This is a genomic window from Azospirillum sp. B21 (assembly GCF_008364825.1).
Taxonomy (GTDB): domain Bacteria; phylum Pseudomonadota; class Alphaproteobacteria; order Azospirillales; family Azospirillaceae; genus Azospirillum.
Genome location: NZ_VTTO01000019.1, coordinates 81,603 through 99,578, shown reverse-complemented (window position 1 = coordinate 99,578; position 17,976 = coordinate 81,603). Strand labels below are relative to the sequence as shown.

The window sequence follows — 17,976 nt, the reverse complement described above, 5'->3', positions numbered from 1 at the left end:
GTTCCTCACGCCACCCTGTGTGCCAGTCCGGCCGCCGCCGCGTCCAGCACCGATGGCGGCAACTCCATGGTGTATGGGCCGTCGGTCCACAGCAGCACGCAGCGCACCCGGCGCCCCGGATAGACCGCCCGCAGCGCCTCGCGGTAGGCAGCCATCTGGCGCCGGTAAACCATTGGCACGTCTTCCAGAGCCCGCGGCGGCGGCCGGTTCGTCTTATAGTCGACGATCCACACCGTGTCCCCGGTCAGGGCCAGCCGGTCAATGCGGCCGGCCAGTGCCCGGCTGCCGTCACCCAGCGCCACCACGCCGACCAGCGGCACCTCCGCCCGCGAATCGGGGCCGAACAGATGCGCGAACTCCGCATGGCTCAGCACCGCCAGCGTCTCCCGCGCGATGGCGTCCTGCTGCTCCGGCGTCAGCTTGTGCGCCGGCCGCGCCAGGAAGCGGCGGCAGGCGGCCTCCCGCGCCCCCTCGGCCAGATTGGGCAGGGTCTGCAACAGCCGATGCACCAGCAGGCCGCGGCGGAAGCGCTGGCCGTCATCGTTGCCGAGCGGGGAGCGCACTGCCGGTTCCTCGCCATCCGGCCGCGACGGGGTTAGCGGGCGCGACGGCTCCGGCTCGCCCGGGGCCGGCTCGGCGATCCAGGGCGGCGGCGGCTCGGCGGACGCACTCTCTTCCGTTTCGACATGGCGCGGCACCGCTGCGGTCTGGGCGCCGACCAGCCGCCAGCCCTCGCCGGCCCAGCCATCGGGGCACAGGCCGGTGAAGTTGAAGTCATGCGGCACGCCGTTCTCGCGCATCGCCTCCTCGACCAGCCGGTACCAGCACTCGTCGGACGGCTCGCGCTTGCCCTGGTGGCCGCAGATGTAGAGCCGGTCCTCGGCCCGCGTCAGCGCGACATAGAGCAGCCGGCGGTATTCCTGGTCGCGCCGCCGGTTGGCCCGCGCCCGCGCCTCGGCGCACAGCGCGTCCTCCTGCGACCGGCGGGCGGCGAACAGCGGCACGGGGCAATCCTCGTCCGGCCACAGGATCGGCGGGCTCTGGGTCGGGCTGCCCAGCGTGTCGGGCAGGAAGACGATCGGCGCCTGCAACCCCTTGGAGCCGTGGACGGTCATGATCCGCACGGTGCCGCCGCCCTGTTCCAGCTCGCGCTTGATCTCCGCGTCGCTTGCCGCCAGCCAGGCGAGGAAATTCTGCAGCGACGGCGGTTCCGTCTTCTCGAAGGCGAGACAGACGGCCAGGAACTCCTCCAGCGGGTCCTGGGCATCGGGGCCGAGCCGCTTCAGGATCGCCCGCCGTCCCGATCGCCCGTCGGCCGGGCAGGGCCGGTTGAGCAGCCCGGCGAACAGCTCATAGGGGGCCGAGAAGTCGGTGCGCGCCAGCAGGTCGCCCAGATAGCGCCGGGCCGGGCGGAAATCCGGCTCGGTCTCCGCCAGCGCCACCAGGGAGCGCCACAGCGTGCCGCGCCGGCCATGGGCGACGCGGAACAGCTCCTCCTCGGTCAGCCCAATCAGCGGCCCCTTGAGCACGGTGGCGAGCGTCAGGTCATCGTCGGGCAGCAGCAGGAAGTCGGACAGCGCCACCAGATCCATGACGGCAAGCTGTTCGGTCAGCACCATGCGGTCGACGCCGGCCACCGGCACGCCGCGGTCCTTCAGCGCCCGCACCAGTTCGGTGACGAAGGCGGTGCGGCGGCGGACCAGAACCATCACGTCGCCGGGCTGCACCGGCCGTCCCTTGGCCTCCAGCCTTTCGCCGCTGTCGATCCAGCCATGCACCGTCGCCGCAATGACCGAGGCGAGGCGGGCCGAGGGGGAGTCGGCGGACTCGCGCGCCACCGGCGGTGCCCAGGCCGGCGTCTCCGTCGCCTCCACCGGCTTCACCGGCGGCCAAAGCTCGACCAGTCCGGCCTGCCCGCGGCGGAAGGCGCGGTGGCGGATCACCGGGCTGGCCTCGGACGCCACGCCGTCGCGGGCACGGTCCAGCGCGAAGACGGCATCCACCGTCTCCAGCACCGCAGCGGTCGAGCGGAAGGAGATGTCGAGGTCCACCCCCGCCCACAGCCGCTCGGCCGACTCCGCCTTGTCCTGGAAATGGCGGCGCATGCGGGCGAATTCAGCAGGATCGGCGCGCTGGAAGCTGAAGATCGACTGCTTCTCGTCGCCCACCGCGAAGACGGTGCGGATCTTGCCGTCCGGGGCGGCGGCTTCCAGCTCGGCGAAGAACTCGCCGGCCAGCGACGCGACGATGGCCCACTGGTCGGGGTTGGTGTCCTGCGCCTCGTCGATCAGGATATGGTCCAGGCCGCCGTCCAGCTTGTACAGCACCCAGGGCACCCGCGGCGTGCCGTCCTTGCCGCTGAGCAGCCGGTTGGCCGCCAGGATCAGGTCGTCGTAATCCAGCAGGGCGCGGGCCGCCTTGCGGTCGCGGTAGGCGTCCAGCATCGCCTGCGCCAGGGTCAGCAGCGCGGTGGTCGATGCGGCGACCCCGGCGGCCTTCACCCGCTCCGCTATCTCCACCAGCCGCTCCGCCTCCTTCTGCAGGGACAGCAGAGCCTGCGGGTAGGCGGTGGCCGGCTTCTTGGTGATCAGCGTCTTGCGCGGACTGCCCTCGGCGGTCAGGAACAGGCGCTTGTAGGCCTCGAAGGCGCGCACCCGGCGGTCGGCGGCGTCCAGCCAGTGCTGGATGGCGATGCCGCGCTCCTGGTCGCCGGCGCTGCCGCCCGACAGCGCCCGGCAGGCCTCGCGCAGGGCCGGCGGGTCGCATTGGTCATCGTGGCAGGCGTGGGTCAGGATCGATTCCTCGGTCACGCCGGGCGGCACCTGGAGGGTATCGTGGATGGCGTCGATCAGCCCGTCCAGCCCGCCGAAGTCTTTCAGCAGCCTTTCCACCTGTCCGCGCTGGCTGGCCAGCTCCGCCAGCAGCTCGGCGAAATCCTCGGGATTCAGGTCGCCGGTCAGCCGGCCCATGGCGCGGCCAAGCGGGCTGTCCGGTTCGGTCCGGCCGGCATGCAGCACGGCGTCGCGCGCCTCGGTCAGCAGCCCGTCGGCGGTGCGCTCGTCCATCACGTCGAAATGCGGCGCCAGCTCGGCTTCCAGCGGGAAGCGGCGCAGCAGCGATTGGCAGAAGGCGTGGATGGTTTGGATTTTCATGCCGCCGGGGCAGTCGACCACCTGGGCGAACAGGCGCCGGGCGTTCAGCCGCGCCTCCATCGACGGCCGCTCGCCGCAGAGGTCGGCCAGCCGATCCTCCAGCGCCTCGTCGGGCAGGGTGGCCCACAGGCCGAGCGTCCGGTTGATGCGGATCGCCATCTCCGCCGCGGCGGCCTTGGTGAAGGTCAGGCACAGGATCCGCGCCGGCGGCGTGCCCGACAGCATCAGCCGCAGCACCCGGTCGGTCAGCACCTTGGTCTTGCCCGACCCGGCAGACGCCCCGACCCACACCGACGCGGTCGGATCGGAGGCCCGCCGCTGCGCCACGTTGGGATCGAGCGGCAGGCTGCGGGGGGGCAGGTCGGTCATGGTCATGCGTAGAGCTTCCGGTGCCGGGTCAGGGCCGGATGCTGATCCAGATGCCGGGGGCGGGGCAAGGGCGAAAGATCAGGTGACCGGGTCGGATCAACCGTCACTTCGACAGGCCGGCGGCCTGCCGCAGCGCGGCGTTGATGCGCGTTTGCCATCCCGGCCCGGTTTCCCGGAAATGCTTCAGCACGTCGGCATCCAGCCGAAGCTTGATCGCTTCCTTGGGCGCTTCGACCGGGGGGCGACCACGGCGGGCCGGCTTGCCGCCCTCCATCACCGTGCCGCGTGCGAACATCTCCGCTGTGATCTCCGGGATCTCGTCGTATTCCTCGGGCTGGATGACATGCTCGTCAACCTTTGCCAAGTCGCTCTTCAGAGAGTCGCTGCCCAAAGCGCGTTTGCTCCCGGTCATTGGCCTTCCTCATCGAAATGATGCGGCGTGCGTCTCCCGCCGGCGTCCAGACCACGATCACCATCCGCCCTCTCAGGTGTCCGATGGAGAGGATGCGAGCCTCGCCATAGTCGAACCGCTCATCGGGAATGTCGATCGTCCGGCCGGCAAACACCTCGGCCGCGTCGGCGAAGTCGAGTCCTCGTTCGCTCAGGGTCCGGTCACGCTTGGCGGGATCGAATGTGATCTTTAGGTGAATTATCGTACCCCCGAAAAATTCCGGCAGCAAGAGAATTTATGGGGGTACAGGAAATTGGGCTATGGCGACGTTTACGATGCCGCTACATCCGGTCCTGAGATGCCTTGCCTGTCTTCCCCAATCCATCCGGCCAATGAGCTGCTGGAAATTGAACGCTCACACAGACGTATGGCAATAAGGCGGCAATTAACCTTCCGGTTGATTTTGATAAGGATCACTCTCCCTCCCCGCCGCCCGACGACCATTCCTGGACACGGGCCAAATGCGCATAGTCGGTGTAGCGCGGCGCCATCGCCGGGCGCGGGCGGGAGCGGTAGGGGGTGTTCGGGTCGTCGAACTGCGCGATCAGCGCTTCCAGTCCGGCCCGCGCTTCTTCCCCCAACACCGCCGGGTCGCCCTTCACCGGCTTTTCCTCGCCGGCCGGGTCGCCGCCGGACAGGCGCCAGAAGGTCAGTTCGGCCACCGCGCCCTTGTCGACTCCGCTGAAGCCGCCGGCCGCGGCGATGGCGGCCTCCAGCGGCAGCTGCGGGGCGAAGCCCAGTTCGATCTCACGCGTGCTCGGCGGGGTGCCGGTCTTGTAGTCGATCACCACCAGCCCGTCGGGGCCGCGGTCGATGCGGTCGGCCTTGGCGGTCAGGGTGAAGGGGCCGCCGGGACCGGACAGCTCCAGCCGGCCCGGCACCTCGGTCGCCAGCGGGCGGATGCGGGGGCGGCGCTCGCGTTCCAGATCGACGAACCAGCCGGCCACACGCTCGAAGCGCGGCCACCAGAAGGCCCAGACATCTGGATGGCTGCGCAGCAGCGGGCCGAAGCGTTCGCGCCCCAGCGCGATCAGCCGGTCGAGCGCATTATGCGGCAGCGGGCCGGGATACTCGCGGACGAAGGCGTCCAGCGTGTCGTGGATGATCTGGCCGCGGTCTGACGCGCCGGGATCGGCGGCGATGGGGTCGAGCGCCCGCAGCCGCAGGGCGTGGCGGGCATAGATGGCGTAGGGGTCGCGCATCCAAGTCTCGATCTCCGTCACCGACAGCTTGCGCGGCCGGGCAGTCAGAGGCGGACGCGGTTCCGGTGCGGCCACCGGCTGCACCCGGTCCGGCTCGTCCAGCCCGCGGGCCCAGCCGAGCCAGCAGGCCCCGCGCTCTTCGATCACGCCGTCCAGATCCAGCGCCTTCAGCACGGTTTCCAGCCGCAAGAGCCAGCGCGACGGCACGGTCGGCGTGCCCTCCACCCGCGCGGCGCGGGTCAGCACCACCTCCGGCGCGCCGCAGGCATGGGCGAAGTCGTGGGCCGACATGCCGACCAGCCGTTCCGGGCTGGGCAGGCCGAAATCGCGCCGCATCGGCCGCGACATCCAGGGATCGGCAGATGCCGCCGGCGGCCATGTCCCCTCGTTCAGCCCACCCAGAATGGTCAGGTCGGGATGCTGGAGACGCGCCTCCATCGGACCCAGAATAGACAGCCGCGGGTGCAGGCCATAGCGGGGACGCACCGCTCGCGCGCTCATCAGCGCGTCGAGCAGCGCCGGGTAATCCTTGGCCGGGATCGCCGGGAAGCCCTCCGCCGCGTCGAGCAGATCGTGGACGAAGCGTGCGGCCTCCTCGCCGTCGTCCTGGCGCCACAGCCGCTCCGCACCGGTCAGCGCGTCGTCGGCGGCCAGCGATTCGCAGAAGGCGACATGGGCGCGCACGAGGTCGGCCAGCGGCGTCTCGGTTGTCAGCGCCTCCAGAAAGGGGGCGGCGCGCTGGCCGATGTCGACCAGCCATGTGCGCAGGAACTCCTGCTGCTCCTCATGGTCGAAGCGGTCGGCCTGTTCCAGCGCCGCCAGCACGCCGTCAAACCCCTCGGCCGGGCGGGGGCCGCGCAGCACCACACGCTCCAGCGCGCGGGCGGCGGCGCGGAAATCCGCCGAGTCGCGGCCGCCGGCCGCCATCGGGTGCTTGGCCAGTGCCAATAGGGCCAGCGGATGGACGCGGCTGGCCACCAGCTCCGCCGTCAGGCGCAGATAGGTGCCGACCGCGGTGTGGGCGAGTGGCTGGCCGCCCGAGTCGTTCACCAGGATTCCCCAGCGTGCCAGCGCCATGGCGACCCGGCGTCCAAGGTTGCGGTCGGGGGTGACCAACGCCGCCCTCTTGCTCGGAGTCTCCAGCACATGGCGCATCAGCAGCGCGATGACCTGCGCCTCTTCCTCCGAGGTGGCGGCGTCGATGCGGGTCAGCCCATCCAGCGCCGAGGCGTCCACACCCGACAACTCGCGCCAGCCCTCGGTGGTCGCCGCCGGTCGCATCGCCTCAGCGATCAGCCGGGCGCGGGCACCGAGCGGCTCCGGTGCGTCGGTCCAGGGCCGCACCTCTTGCCGTTCCACGCCGAGATGGCGGATCAGTTGCGACAGCCCGTGCTGCGGGTGAGATTCATCCTGCTCAATCGCCTGCCAAATCTCTTCCTCGGCCCCGGTGTCGAGGCCAGGCAGCACCACCGCCCCGTGAGGCAGCCGGGCGATGACCGATAGCAGGTCGGACGCGGCTACGATGGAGCCGGTGGAGCCGGCGGCGATCACCATGCCCGGCGGTGGGGCCGCCTGCCAGAGAGCGGCCTGGGTCTCCAGCGTCAGATTGCGGCGCTTGGCCGGGTCGGCTTCTCCGGTCGACTCGAGGATGGCGGGCCAATTGGTAATGATGATGTTGAGAAAATCTAAGGTCTTCTGCCAGTGTTCTGCGTAATCATCGGGAACAAGGTTATGGAGCCGCTCGAAATCGATACGTTCTGTCCATACCGCATCAATTAGCCGTCCCAAATCTGCTCCGAGACGCACCGCCTGCGCCGTGGTTGCCGGCAGCGGGCTTGCCAGGATCAGCCGCGCAAGCGTCATCTGCCGGTTGAGCGGCGAGATCGCTTCCGGCAGGTCGAGCGGAACGTCGGGCAGCTCCTCCTCAGTCAGGCTGAGGTCGCCGGCGTCGAGTTCGCCCAGCGGCGCCATCCGCGGCAGCAGGGTCGGCTGTCCGCCCGAGCGGCGCAGGAAGGCCGCCTGCAGCGCCCGGCAGGCACGCCGCGTCGGCAGCAGCACCGTGACCCCGGCCAGCGCCATCGGATCGCCGCCGACCCGCTCCATGATCCCGGCCGCCAGCATGTCGACGAAAGGCGCGCCCGCGGGGATGCTGTAGACTTTGGGGTGGGTCATGGAGTGTCCGGACTGATGCTTGATGGTGCAGTCGCCGGTTGCCCCCTCCCTAACCCTCCCCCGCCGTTGGCGGTGGAGGGGACTGCCGCCGCTTCGCGGAAGGCACCCTCTCCCGCGTTAGCGGGGGAGGGCTGGGGAGGGGGCACTCAGCAGCAACTCATTCGACAGAATGGATGATACCCCAATACCGCCCTCAATGCGCCACCGCCCGCACGCCGCCGATGGCCAGCAGGTCCTCGGCCTCTTTCAGCCCGGCGGGCGTGCCGATGTGGAACCACAGCCCGTCATGGGCAAGGCCGAACAGCCGCCCCGCCTCCTGCGCGCGGTCCCAGATCAGGTTGGTGGAGAAGGCGCCGTCCGGCGTTTCGGCCGCGAACAGCTCCGGCTTCACGATCTGCACCCCGGCATAGACGAAGGGCGCCAGTTCGCGCTCGGCCCGGCGGGTCAGGCGGCCCAGCGGGTCCATGTGATAGTCGCCGAGCCAGTCATAGCCGACCGCCTTGGTCGTCGCCATCAGCAGCAGCAGCGCGTCCATCTCCGCCGGGTTCCAATGGGATGCCAGGCGGCGCAGAGCCGGCACCGGGCCGTCGAGCCAGAAGATGTCCGCATTCACCGTATAGACCGGCGCCGTGCCCAGATGGGGCAGCGCCTTCTTCACCCCGCCGCCGGTCTCCAGCAGCGTATCCTCCGGCGACAGGGTGATGGCCGGAGCCACCCGGTCCTTCAAATGCTCCCCGATCATCGCGCCCAGATAGTGGTTGTTGACCACCGCCCGGCCGACGCCGGCCGCCGCCAGCCGGTCCAGCGCATGGTCCAGCATGGGCTTGCCCAGCACCGGGATCAGGGGCTTCGGCATGTGGTTGGTCAGCGGGCGCATCCGTAGGCCCTGGCCGGCGGCAAGAACCATAGCGGTGTCGGGAATGATCACGGTCATCTCAGATCGTCTCCGGAACGACGAAGGCGGCGCGGTCCTCGGGTGGCAGATGGCGGTCGAACCAGGCGGCGACCGGCCCAAGCTCCGGCTTCGCCAGCTGCGCCTCCAGCAGGCGCCAGACCCGCGGCAGATGGACAAGGTAGGACCGCCGGCCCTGGCTCAGCGCCAGACGGACGAAGATGGCGACGATCCGCGTGTGGCGCGCCGCCCCCAGAACCGCCATGGCGCGGCGGAAGGCGGCGGCATCGGTGTCGGGGAACGCGGCGAGGTAGCGCACGACCATCGCGTCCGCCAGATCGGGCGCCACGTCGCGCCGCGCATCCTCCAGCAGCGAGACGAGGTCGTAGGCCCGCGGCCCCCAGCCCGCGCTTTGGAAGTCGATCAGCCCGGCCGCCCTTACTGCCGGCCGCGGCAACCGCATCAGGTTGTCGACATGATAATCGCGCAGCAGAAGCGACGGCGCCCCGGCGCAAACCGGCTCCAGCACCGTCCGCCAAGCCGTATCGAAATCGGAACGATCCTGTTCGCTCAGGGGATGCCCCAGCGCCACCGGCACATAGGCGTCGATGAACAGCCGGGTCTGTGCGATGAACAGCGCCGGATCGTAGACAGGCAGGGCCAAACGTCCCGCCGCTCCCTCGGGCAAGCCGTGATGGAGGACGATCAGCGCGTCGGTCGCCATTTCGTAGAGCGGTTGCGGATCGGCACCGTCGGCCAGCAGGCGGGAGAATGTTTCGCTTCCGAAATCATCCTGTATCGCCAAGCCTCGTTCCACATCCGATGCGATCACGGTGGGAACAGACAGTCCGATGCCGGCCAACTCGGTGCCGATGGCGATGAAGGGCACGAGGTCGTCGGCCGGAGCCGGCGTGTCCACTAGGATCAGCGTTCCGCCATCGGCCTTGCGGAGGCGCTCATAGCGGCGGGCGGAAGCATCGCCGGCCAGCGGTTCCCGCACGGCTTCGGCCAAGCCGTTGGCGGCCAGGAAGGCGGCGATCTCCGCCTCCCGCGTGGAGGACAGGTCAGCCATCACAGCGTCCAGTCGGCGGCGGCCACCCGCGCCGCCAGCGCGCCATGGCCGGTCAGCGTGGCGCGGCGGGCGTCGGGTCCGTCATGCTCCATCGTCACCTCCACCCGGTCGGGCGGCAGCAGCGGACCCAGCCGGTCCGGCCATTCCACCAGCGCCACGGCCTCTGCCCGCGCATCGTCCCAGCCCAGCTCGTATACCTCGTCCGGTCCCGACAAACGGTAGAGGTCGAAATGCCAGACCGGGCCGATTGCGGTGTCGTAGGTCTGCACCAGCGTGAAGGTGGGCGACGGCACCTCGGCGTCCTCATGGGTGACGCTGCGGATCAATGCCCGCGACAGCGCCGACTTGCCGGCGCCGAGATCGCCGCGCAGCGCCACGAGGTCGCCCGGCCGCAGGAGGACGCCCAGCCGGCGGCCCAGTGCCGCGGTGGCGGCTTCGTCCGGCAGCGGTACGGCGAGGGTGTAGGGGGAGATGTCCGACATGGCGCGGATACTGTGCGAAGCCGCCGCCCGCCCGCAAGCCGTAAAGAAGGGTGGGTCAGCGGCAGGCTTACCGGCCGACCCGCCGCTTCGGCGACAGCCGGTCCGCCGCACCCGCTCCCGGTCCGGCTCCTTCCGCAGCACCGGCCACCACCAGCCGCGGCGCCTTGTTGAAGTTCATGGTGATCATCAGCGTCAGCGCACCGTTGATCAGGTGCAGCATCTTGTCCGATGCCACCGGCAGGGGAATGCGCCGGCCCATGCAATAGCCGACCAGCGCCGCCGTCACCTCGGCTTCGGCCAGCACCAGTTCGGTCACCGCGCCGTCATCGTCGGTGATGGATAGGCGGGTCTCGATGCCCTCCTGCTCCGGCCCCTCGTTGCGGTGGTAGACGATCCTGGATACGGTGCCGACCGGCAGCGGATCCTTCACCCGGCGCCGGCGGTCGAGCACGGCCCGCACAACCTCCTGGTCGGTGAAGACCAGACAGCGAAGTTCCTTCATTCCGGGCCTCCACCCGACTGGCATCCGGACCGGCCTCCGGGCTGCCAGGCCCGGCCATCCGCCGTACGTTCCTACTGTCGGTCTTGCACTCTCCGGTGCGCAATCGACAAATTTAAGCGAATTTATGCGAAATTGCGAAACCTGCGCCGCCATCCCCCGCCGCACCCGGCCCCATGCGCGACACAGCACCGCTTTCCCTTTGCTGGGGGTTGACCCGGCCGGGAAATGCGGACAATGGAAGGACCATTCGCGCACCTTCATCCCCTCACCCGGCATCCTCCACCCGGCACCCCGTCTCAAGGAATTGGCTTTCATGTCGCAGACCGCATCCAGCAACGACGTCCTCACCACCGATGTCGTCATCGTCGGCGCCGGCCCCGTCGGCCTGTTCGCCGTGTTCGAATGCGGCATGCTGAAGATGCGCTGCCATGTGGTGGATGCGCTGGACATGGTCGGCGGCCAGTGCACCGCGCTCTACCCGGAGAAGCCGATCTACGACATCCCGGCCCACCCCTCGATCGAGGCGGCCGACCTGATCGACCGGCTGGCGGAACAGGCCGCTCCCTTCGCGCCCACCTATCACCTGGGCCAGCAGGTGGAAAAGCTGACCCGCCAGGACAGAGGGCGCTGGCTGGTGGAGACCAGCATCGGCACGAAGATCGACGCCCAGGCGGTGATCATCGCCGCCGGCAGCGGCGCCTTCGGCCCCAACCGCCCCCCGCTCGACGGGCTGGAGGCCTATGAAGGCAAATCGGTCTTCTACATGGTGCGCCGCCGCCAGGACTTCGCCGGCAAGAAGGTGGTGATCGCCGGCGGTGGCGACAGCGCGGTCGACTGGGCCATTTCCCTGGCCGATGTGGCGGAGCGCGTCTACGTCGTCCACCGCCGTCCGAAATTCCGCGCGGCGCCCGAAAGCGTGGCCCGCATGGAAACCCTGGTTCGCGAGGGGCGGATCGAGATGGTGGTGCCCTACCAGCTCTCCGGTCTGGACGGCGAGAACGGCCAATTGACCGCCGTGCGCGTCGCCACGCTGGACGGCGAGGAAAAGGCGCTGCCGGCCGATGCCCTGCTCGCCTTCTTCGGCCTGTCGATGAATCTCGGCCCCATCGCCGACTGGGGCCTGGATCTGGAGCGGAGCCACGTCGCGGTTGCCCAGCCCGGCTGCGCCACCAACGTGCCGGGCGTCTTCGCCATCGGCGACATCGCCACATATCCGGGCAAGCTGAAGCTGATCCTCTGCGGCTTCGCCGAGGCGGCCCAGGCCGCCCACTCCATCCGCCCGCTGGTCTATCCGGGCGAGGCGCTGCATTTCGAATATTCCACCTCGAAGGGCGTGCCCGGCGCGGCCTGATCCCGATTCCGTTCAAGTACTGGAGACGCAGAACAAGATCGACACGGATGTCACGGATTTGAACACGGATTACACGGATGTGGCGTTGCCGCAGCATCGCTTTCCCCGGAAGTCCGGAGCGCAACCAAGCTCAAGAAAAATCCGTGTAATCCGTGTTTAAATCCGTGACATCCGTGTAGATCTTGCCCCCCGTCTCTACCCCTTCCGGGAAGAGGGCATCCAGACCGCCGCCGAAGCCGCTTCGCTTGCGCTCTCCCGCGCCGCACCGCATCATCGCGGCAACGAAAACGTCGCCAACGACGAGACGGGGGAGTTTGCCATCATGTCGACCGCCAAGCAGCGCGTCACACAGCGCGTCACCCTGGCCGCCATCGCCGGACTGGCGCTGGCCGCCGCATCCCAGGCCGCTCTGGCCCAGCCGCGCACCGACCTCGTCGTCGGCATGGCGCTGGAGCCGCCGCACCTCGATCCGACCGCCGGGGCGGCGGGCGCCATCAAGGAAGTCACCTACGCCAACCTGTTCGAACCGCTGCTGCGCGTCGATGGCGACGGCAAGCTGGTTCCCGGCCTGGCGGAGCGCTGGACCGTCTCGGAAGACGGGCTGACCTACCGCTTCACCCTGCGGTCCAACGCGAAATTCCACGACGGCACCGCCGCCGATTCCGCCGACGTGAAGTTCACCCTGGACCGCGCCCGCGCCGGGGACTCGGTGAACGCGCAGAAGGCCTATTTCGCCCCGATCGCCAAGGTGGAAACGCCGGACCCGCAGACGGTGGTCGTCACCCTGTCGCGCCCCGACGGCCTGTTCCTGTTCCACATGGCCAGCGGCGACGCCGCCATCGTCGCCCCGGAATCGGCGCCGACCAACAAGCAGAAGCCCGTCGGCACCGGCCCCTTCAAGTTCGACCGCTGGGTGGCCGGCGACCGCGTCGTGCTGGTCCGCAACCCCGACTATGACGGCGTGAAGCCCAAGCTCGACCGCGTCACCTTCCGCTTCGTCAGCGACCCTGCCGCCCAGGTGGCGGCGCTGAAGGCCGGCGACATCGACGCCTTCACCCTGTTCAGCACCTACGAGGCGCTGCCGGAGTTCCGCAACGATCCGAAATTCGCGGTGACGGTCGGCTCGACGGAAGGCGAAACGGTCCTGTCCACCAACAACGCCCGCAAGCCCTTCGACGATGTCCGCGTCCGCCGCGCCATGGCCCACGCCATCGACCGCAAGACGCTGATCGAGGGTGTGCTGTACGGCAACGGCGCCGCAATCGGCAGCCATTTTCCGCCGCACCGCGAGGGCTATGTCGACCTGACCGGCCTCTACCCCTACGACCCGGCCAAGGCGAAGGCCCTGCTGGCCGAGGCCGGCTACCCGAACGGCTTCGACACCACCCTGCGCCTGCCGCCGCCGCCCTATGCGCGGCGCGGTGGCGAGCTGGTCGCCGCCATGCTGGCCGAGGTCGGCATCCGCGCGAAGATCGAGCCGGTGGAATGGGCGGCCTGGCTGGAAAAGACGTTCAAGGGCAAGGATTACGACCTGACCATGATCGCCCATACCGAGCCGCTGGACATCGACATCTACGCCCGGCCCGACTACTACTTCAATTACAGGAGCGAGCGCTTCAACGCCCTGAACGAGGAGCTGAACCGCAGCCAGGACGCGGCCAAGCGCAACGCGCTCTACGGCGAGCAGCAGAAGATTCTGGCAGAGGATGCGGTCAACGGCTTCCTCTTCATGCTGCCGTCGGTGACGGTGCAGAAGGCCGGCCTGACCGGCATGTGGGTCAACCGCCCGGTCCAGGCCAACGACGTCACCAACGCCGCCTGGAAATAGCGTCGAGCAAGTAAGGATAGCCCCAGCGTGCTCGCTTTCCTGCTGCGACGGCTGGCCAGCCTGATCGTCACCGTCTGGCTGGCCACAATCGTGGTCTTCACCGTGCTGCAGCTGGTTCCCGGCGATCCGGCGCTGCTGATGCTGGGCGTCAATGCCCAGCCCGATACGCTGGCGGCATTGCGCAGCCAGATGGGTCTCGACCAGCCGATCCTTACCCGCTACCTCGACTGGGCCGGCGGGCTGGCGCGCGGCGATCTCGGCGTCAGCCTGACCTACGCCCGCCCGGTGGCGGAGCTGGTGGTGGAACGGCTGACGGTGACCCTGCCGCTGGCCCTATTGTCACTGGCGATCAGCACGGTGCTGGCCCTGCCGCTCGGCCTCTATGCCGCGGCGCGGCGGGGCAGGGGCGGCGACTGGGCGGTGCTGGGCTTCGCTCAATTGGGCGTGTCGATGCCCAGCTTCTGGATCGCCATCCTGCTGATCCTGCTGTTCTCGCTGACCCTGCACTGGTTCCCGGCCGGCGGCTTTCCGGGATGGGGCGGCGGCATCGGTCCGGCGCTGCATGCGCTGGTGCTGCCGGCCCTGGCGCTGGCGGTGCCGGAGGCCGCCATCCTCGCCCGCGTCACCCGCACCGCCGTGCTCGACACGCTGGGCGAGGACCATGTCCGCACCGCCCGCGCCAAGGGGGTGGGCCGCACCGCCGTCCTGCTGCGCCACGCCCTGCCCAACGCGCTGATCCCGGTGGCGACGGTGCTGGGACTGCAGATCTCCTTCCTCGTGGCCGGGGCGGTGGTGGTGGAGAATGTCTTCACCCTGCCGGGGCTGGGCCGGCTGCTCTATCAGGCCATCGGCCAGCGCGACCTGATCGTCGTGCAGGGGGTGGTGGTGCTGCTGGCATTGTTCGTGGTGGTGGTGAGCGCGCTCGTCGACATCGCCTGCGCGCTGGCCGACCCGCGGCCGAAAGGGGTGTCGTCTTGAGGCGGCAGCTTCCCCTCTCCCTCCATCTCGGCGCCGTCCTGACCCTGCTGCTGGTCGCCATGGCGCTGCTGTCTCTGCTGTGGACGCCCTATCCGGCGGAGCAGGTGCGCGTGATCGCCCGGCTGAAGCCGCCCAGCGCTGCCCATTGGCTCGGCACCGACCATTTCGGGCGCGACGTGCTGTCGATGATCATGGTCGGCGCCCGCAACTCGCTGTCGGTGGGGGCGGCGGCGGTCGGGCTCGGGCTGTTGGGCGGCGTTCCGCTCGGGCTGCTGGCCGCCGGGCTGGGGCGCTGGGGGGACGAGGTGGTGGCGCGGCTGGGCGATCTGGTCTTCGCCTTTCCCGCCGTACTGACGGCGATCCTGCTGACCGCGGCGGTGGGTGCCGGGGCGATCAACGTCGTGGTGGCGCTGGCCCTGTTCAACGCCGCGGTCCTGGCCCGCGTCACCCGCGGCGCGGCGCTGGCGGCGTGGCGGCGGCCCTTCGTCGGTGCGGCGCTGGCGCTGGGGCGGGGACCGCTGTCGGTGACGCTGGTGCATGTGCTGCCCAACATCGCCGGGATCATCGTGGTCCAGGCCACGGTCCTGTTCGCCGTCGCCATCGTCAACGAGGCGGCGCTGAGCTACCTCGGCCTCGGCATCCAGCCGCCCAGCCCCAGCTGGGGCAAGATGCTGGGCGACGCCCAGACCTATCTGTTCACCGCGCCGCTTCAGGCGGTGTTTCCCGGTGTCGCCATTGCGCTCTGCGTGATGGGGCTGACGATGCTGGGGGATGGCCTGCGCGACTGGCTCGACCCGCGGCATCGGTCGTCGGGGGTGATGTGAGGGGGTAACGCTGCAAGGAGCGGCAACATCTCACCCCACCGGCCGCGTCCGCTCCGACAGCTCGATCAGGTCCATCAGCTCGTTGCTTTTCCAATAGCGCGACTTGCCGACTTCGGTACGCGCCGTGGCGACGAGGTCGTCGATGATCGCCTGCTCCTCCGCGCCCAACTCCCCGCCGCGCTCCAGCCGGTGCGACAGCAGGCGGGTCATGTTGTGGCTGAAGGTGGGGATCCAGGCGCTGACGCGCTGGCCGAACACGCCGGCGATGGCGTTGATCCGCAGGAGATGTTCCATCCGTTCGTCGAGCGGGTCGGCATCCTCGAACTTCATCGCCTTCTCGACGTTGGCGCGCAGCTCCTCCAGCAGGTTTTCGCGCCATTTCACCAGATCGTAGGTCTCGAACCCGAAGTCGCGCGACATCGCCTGCCAGCGCCACAGCAGCCGGTCGAGCCACACCACGTCGCCATGGTCGATCACCGGCTGGCGCCGGGCGGCGGCGGCCTGGGCGGAGCGTTCCATCGCCACGGCAGCCACCCGCGCCCCGATGATCTTGGCCGCCTGGGTCCAGGCATTGCGGAAAGCCGGCTCGCTGCGCCGATCCTCCATCAGCCCGGCGGAGATGGCGGCGTGGACCAACTGGTCCAACCGCTGCACCAGCGCCTCCAGCCGCGCCTTCTCCTTGGCGCTGGGCCGGATGGCGGAGCCGGGAACCCGGTCGTTCAGCTTGAGGATGACGGTCAGCGCCGCGGTCAGCGCGCGGGTGACGCCGACGAAATGGCCGGTCAGCGCCGCGGTCATGGCATCGCCGCGGCCGGGATCAACGCCGCTCTGCCGGATATAGAGCGCCGCGACCGGATAATTGCGCTTCACGGTCAGGACCGACAGCGGCAGCAGGTTCGCCAGATCGTCGCCGCAACGGTCGCGCAGCTGCTCCGTCGCGTCCTGCAGCAGGTCGGCCAACCGGTTCGCCTCCGCCTCGCTGCCGCAGGTGGCCGGGAACTCCTCCAGCCGGTCGGCGACAGGCTTCACCGGTCCTTCGGCATTGGCCAGAACCAGATGCATCAGCCGCAGCGTGCCGATGTCGATGGCCGGCGTCTTTTCCAGGAATCCTGACATCAGGCGGGTGCGGCGCGGCCGGTTGCGCGACAGGCCGGCCAGCAATTCGTCCGTTGCCTTCTTGTTCGCCAGCACGGCGTCCAGATGCTTCACCGCGGCGACGCGCATCCGCTCCTTCATCACCATGGCGACGGGGGAGCGCAGGATGCGGTCGATCACGTCGCCGCGCGCCATCTCGTCCAGCGTCTCCTGCGCCTCCACCGCCAACAGCGGGAAGGCGTCGCGGCTCAGCGCCTCCCACAGGGCGCCGACATCGACGCGCTGCAGCATGCCGGGGATCGACAGGCCGGCGTGGTACAGCACGTCGTCATCGATCAGGAAGGCTTCGAACAGGTTGGTGAACAGGCGCCGAGCGCGGTTGGTGCGCTGGCGGTTCAGATACTCGATGACATATTGGCGGACGAGCTGGACCCTATCGGTCGGCTCGCTGTCCATGCCCTCGATCTCGCTCAGCAGGCTGTAGACGAGGCTTGCCGGCAGCCGTGCCACCAGCGCGTCGATCTTCTGCCGCAACTCGTCCTGGTGCAGGTCATCCGGGCGTATATCGCCGGTCGAATCGTCGGTCATGCGCGGGCCGCCACGCGATGTTGGTAAGGCGCTGGCGGGCGCAGACGCTCCGCCGGGCGCCATTTAGGACGCAAACGGTAAATTTTTATGTAATGAGCGGGAAAACGGGAACCGGCGCACCGGCATGGCCCCCGCAGCCGCGGGGAGCCGTGCCGGTGGCTGGCCGTCAGCTCTGCCGCAGCTTGGCGATCGGCTGCGAGAACTGCAGCTCGATGTCCCAGGGGAAGTGGATCCAGGTGTCCTGGCTGACTTCGGTGATGAAGGTGTCAACCAGCGGCCGGCCGGCCGGCTTGGCGTAGACGGTGGCGAAATGCGCCTTCGGCAGCATCTTGCGCACGACTTCCGCCGTCTTGCCGGTGTCGACCAGGTCGTCGATGATCAGCCAGCCCTCGCCGTCGCCGGCATTGGCGCCCTCGACACCCTTCAGCACCGTCGCATTGCGCTGCTGCTGGTGGTCGTAGCTGGAGACGCAGACGGTGTCGATCATGCGGATCTCGAGTTCGCGCGCGATGATCGCCGCAGGAACCATGCCGCCGCGCGTGATCGCGATGATGCCCTTCCACGGGCCACGGTCGATCAGGCGCCAGGCCAGCGCCTTGGCGTTGCGGTGGAGCTCTTCCCAGGACACCGGGAAATGCTTGTTGAAGGGGGCTTCGGCCACGGGACTGACTCTCCAAAAACAGCAAGGGGACTGTATAACCCAGCCGCCGCCGCCCGGCAATCGGGGGCGATTCGTACGCGGTGGACCGACCGTCGCAGGGGGCGCGCAGGGGCGTGGGAAGGCAGGCGAAAATTCGTGAAAAAAGCGCTTGCGGGGCAGGGGGGCTTTGAGTATGTTGCGCGCCTCGACGCCGACGGCCTGCCGCCGACGCCGGGACAGACGGTGGATAAGGCGCCCGTAGCTCAGCTGGATAGAGCATCAGACTACGAATCTGAGGGTCAGGAGTTCGAATCTCTTCGGGCGCGCCATCCTTTCTGTTCGACAAGACGGGCCACCTCCGCGGTGGCCTTTGTCGTC

Annotated in this window: 14 protein-coding genes and 1 tRNA gene; 5 read left to right on the top strand and 10 right to left on the bottom strand. The window is 69.2% G+C overall.

Going from position 1 to position 17,976, the window contains the following annotated elements; genetic code table 11:
- Nucleotides 1-5: 5 nt before the first annotated feature.
- From addA to FZ983_RS28585, 8 genes are all read right to left on the bottom strand, one after another.
- Nucleotides 6-3,527, bottom strand: coding sequence for a double-strand break repair helicase AddA (gene addA / locus FZ983_RS28620; protein ID WP_149227803.1), 3,522 nt, complete (start codon nucleotides 3,525-3,527; stop codon nucleotides 6-8).
- 97 nt (nucleotides 3,528-3,624) lie between these two features.
- Nucleotides 3,625-3,885 (bottom strand): BrnA antitoxin family protein, encoded by a 261-nt coding sequence (locus FZ983_RS28615; RefSeq protein ID WP_247884021.1) that lies wholly within the window; start codon nucleotides 3,883-3,885, stop codon nucleotides 3,625-3,627.
- A complete protein-coding gene (locus FZ983_RS28610) occupies nucleotides 3,872-4,201 on the bottom strand; it encodes a BrnT family toxin (protein ID WP_247884020.1) in 330 nt (109 codons plus the stop codon). The genes FZ983_RS28615 and FZ983_RS28610 overlap by 14 nt, the downstream gene beginning before the upstream one ends.
- A gap of 184 nt (nucleotides 4,202-4,385) precedes the next feature.
- Entirely contained in the window at nucleotides 4,386-7,346 is a 2,961-nt protein-coding gene (addB, locus tag FZ983_RS28605) for a double-strand break repair protein AddB (RefSeq protein WP_149227799.1), read from the bottom strand.
- 193 nt (nucleotides 7,347-7,539) lie between these two features.
- A complete protein-coding gene (locus tag FZ983_RS28600; RefSeq protein WP_149227797.1) occupies nucleotides 7,540-8,280 on the bottom strand; it encodes a nucleotidyltransferase family protein in 741 nt (246 codons plus the stop codon).
- Between the two features lies 1 nt (nucleotide 8,281).
- Complete coding sequence (locus FZ983_RS28595; protein ID WP_149227795.1) at nucleotides 8,282-9,310, bottom strand: phosphotransferase; 1,029 nt, start codon at nucleotides 9,308-9,310, stop codon at nucleotides 8,282-8,284.
- On the bottom strand, nucleotides 9,310-9,792 hold the full coding sequence (gene tsaE, locus FZ983_RS28590) for a tRNA (adenosine(37)-N6)-threonylcarbamoyltransferase complex ATPase subunit type 1 TsaE (protein ID WP_149227793.1): 483 nt from the start codon (nucleotides 9,790-9,792) through the stop codon (nucleotides 9,310-9,312). Before tsaE ends, FZ983_RS28595 begins: the two co-directional genes overlap by 1 nt.
- Before the next feature lie 67 nt (nucleotides 9,793-9,859).
- Nucleotides 9,860-10,294, bottom strand: coding sequence for a hypothetical protein (locus FZ983_RS28585; protein ID WP_149227791.1), 435 nt, complete (start codon nucleotides 10,292-10,294; stop codon nucleotides 9,860-9,862).
- A gap of 313 nt (nucleotides 10,295-10,607) precedes the next feature.
- On the opposite strand from FZ983_RS28585, the gene FZ983_RS28580 reads away from it, so the two are divergent.
- The 4 genes from FZ983_RS28580 to FZ983_RS28565 all read left to right on the top strand — a co-directional run bounded on the left by FZ983_RS28580 (nucleotide 10,608) and on the right by FZ983_RS28565 (nucleotide 15,275).
- Nucleotides 10,608-11,645 (top strand): NAD(P)/FAD-dependent oxidoreductase, encoded by a 1,038-nt coding sequence (locus tag FZ983_RS28580; RefSeq protein ID WP_149227789.1) that lies wholly within the window; start codon nucleotides 10,608-10,610, stop codon nucleotides 11,643-11,645.
- Nucleotides 11,646-11,967: 322 nt separating this feature from the next.
- Nucleotides 11,968-13,473: an ABC transporter substrate-binding protein gene (locus tag FZ983_RS28575; protein ID WP_149227787.1), complete on the top strand. Its 1,506-nt coding sequence runs from the start codon at nucleotides 11,968-11,970 to the stop codon at nucleotides 13,471-13,473.
- 27 nt (nucleotides 13,474-13,500) lie between these two features.
- Nucleotides 13,501-14,451 carry an ABC transporter permease gene (locus FZ983_RS28570; protein ID WP_149227785.1) on the top strand — a complete coding sequence of 317 codons (951 nt, stop codon included), beginning with the start codon at nucleotides 13,501-13,503 and terminating at the stop codon, nucleotides 14,449-14,451.
- Nucleotides 14,448-15,275 carry an ABC transporter permease gene (locus FZ983_RS28565; RefSeq protein ID WP_149227783.1) on the top strand — a complete coding sequence of 276 codons (828 nt, stop codon included), beginning with the start codon at nucleotides 14,448-14,450 and terminating at the stop codon, nucleotides 15,273-15,275. Before FZ983_RS28570 ends, FZ983_RS28565 begins: the two co-directional genes overlap by 4 nt.
- A 30-nt stretch (nucleotides 15,276-15,305) precedes the next feature.
- Here FZ983_RS28565 and FZ983_RS28560 read toward each other — a convergent pair whose 3' ends face one another.
- The gene (locus FZ983_RS28560; RefSeq protein WP_149227781.1) at nucleotides 15,306-16,958 is read right to left on the bottom strand and encodes a hypothetical protein; all 1,653 of its coding nucleotides are present in this window, start codon (nucleotides 16,956-16,958) and stop codon (nucleotides 15,306-15,308) included.
- Nucleotides 16,959-17,124: 166 nt separating this feature from the next.
- Complete coding sequence (gpt, locus tag FZ983_RS28555; protein ID WP_014249303.1) at nucleotides 17,125-17,619, bottom strand: xanthine phosphoribosyltransferase; 495 nt, start codon at nucleotides 17,617-17,619, stop codon at nucleotides 17,125-17,127.
- 231 nt (nucleotides 17,620-17,850) lie between these two features.
- Here gpt and FZ983_RS28550 point away from each other — a divergent pair.
- Nucleotides 17,851-17,927: transfer RNA gene (locus FZ983_RS28550), tRNA-Arg, on the top strand.
- The last annotated feature ends 49 nt before the right edge of the window (nucleotides 17,928-17,976 follow it).

Coding starts and splice junctions, on each gene's coding strand:
- addA (WP_149227803.1), bottom strand. CDS start 3,527: ATGACCATGACCGACCTGCCCCCCCGCAGCCTGCCGCTCGATCCCAAC.
- addB (WP_149227799.1), bottom strand. CDS start 7,346: ATGACCCACCCCAAAGTCTACAGCATCCCCGCGGGCGCGCCTTTCGTC.
- FZ983_RS28600 (WP_149227797.1), bottom strand. CDS start 8,280: ATGACCGTGATCATTCCCGACACCGCTATGGTTCTTGCCGCCGGCCAG.
- FZ983_RS28595 (WP_149227795.1), bottom strand. CDS start 9,310: ATGGCTGACCTGTCCTCCACGCGGGAGGCGGAGATCGCCGCCTTCCTG.
- tsaE (WP_149227793.1), bottom strand. CDS start 9,792: ATGTCGGACATCTCCCCCTACACCCTCGCCGTACCGCTGCCGGACGAA.
- FZ983_RS28585 (WP_149227791.1), bottom strand. CDS start 10,294: ATGAAGGAACTTCGCTGTCTGGTCTTCACCGACCAGGAGGTTGTGCGG.
- FZ983_RS28580 (WP_149227789.1), top strand. CDS start 10,608: ATGTCGCAGACCGCATCCAGCAACGACGTCCTCACCACCGATGTCGTC.
- FZ983_RS28575 (WP_149227787.1), top strand. CDS start 11,968: ATGTCGACCGCCAAGCAGCGCGTCACACAGCGCGTCACCCTGGCCGCC.
- FZ983_RS28560 (WP_149227781.1), bottom strand. CDS start 16,958: ATGACCGACGATTCGACCGGCGATATACGCCCGGATGACCTGCACCAG.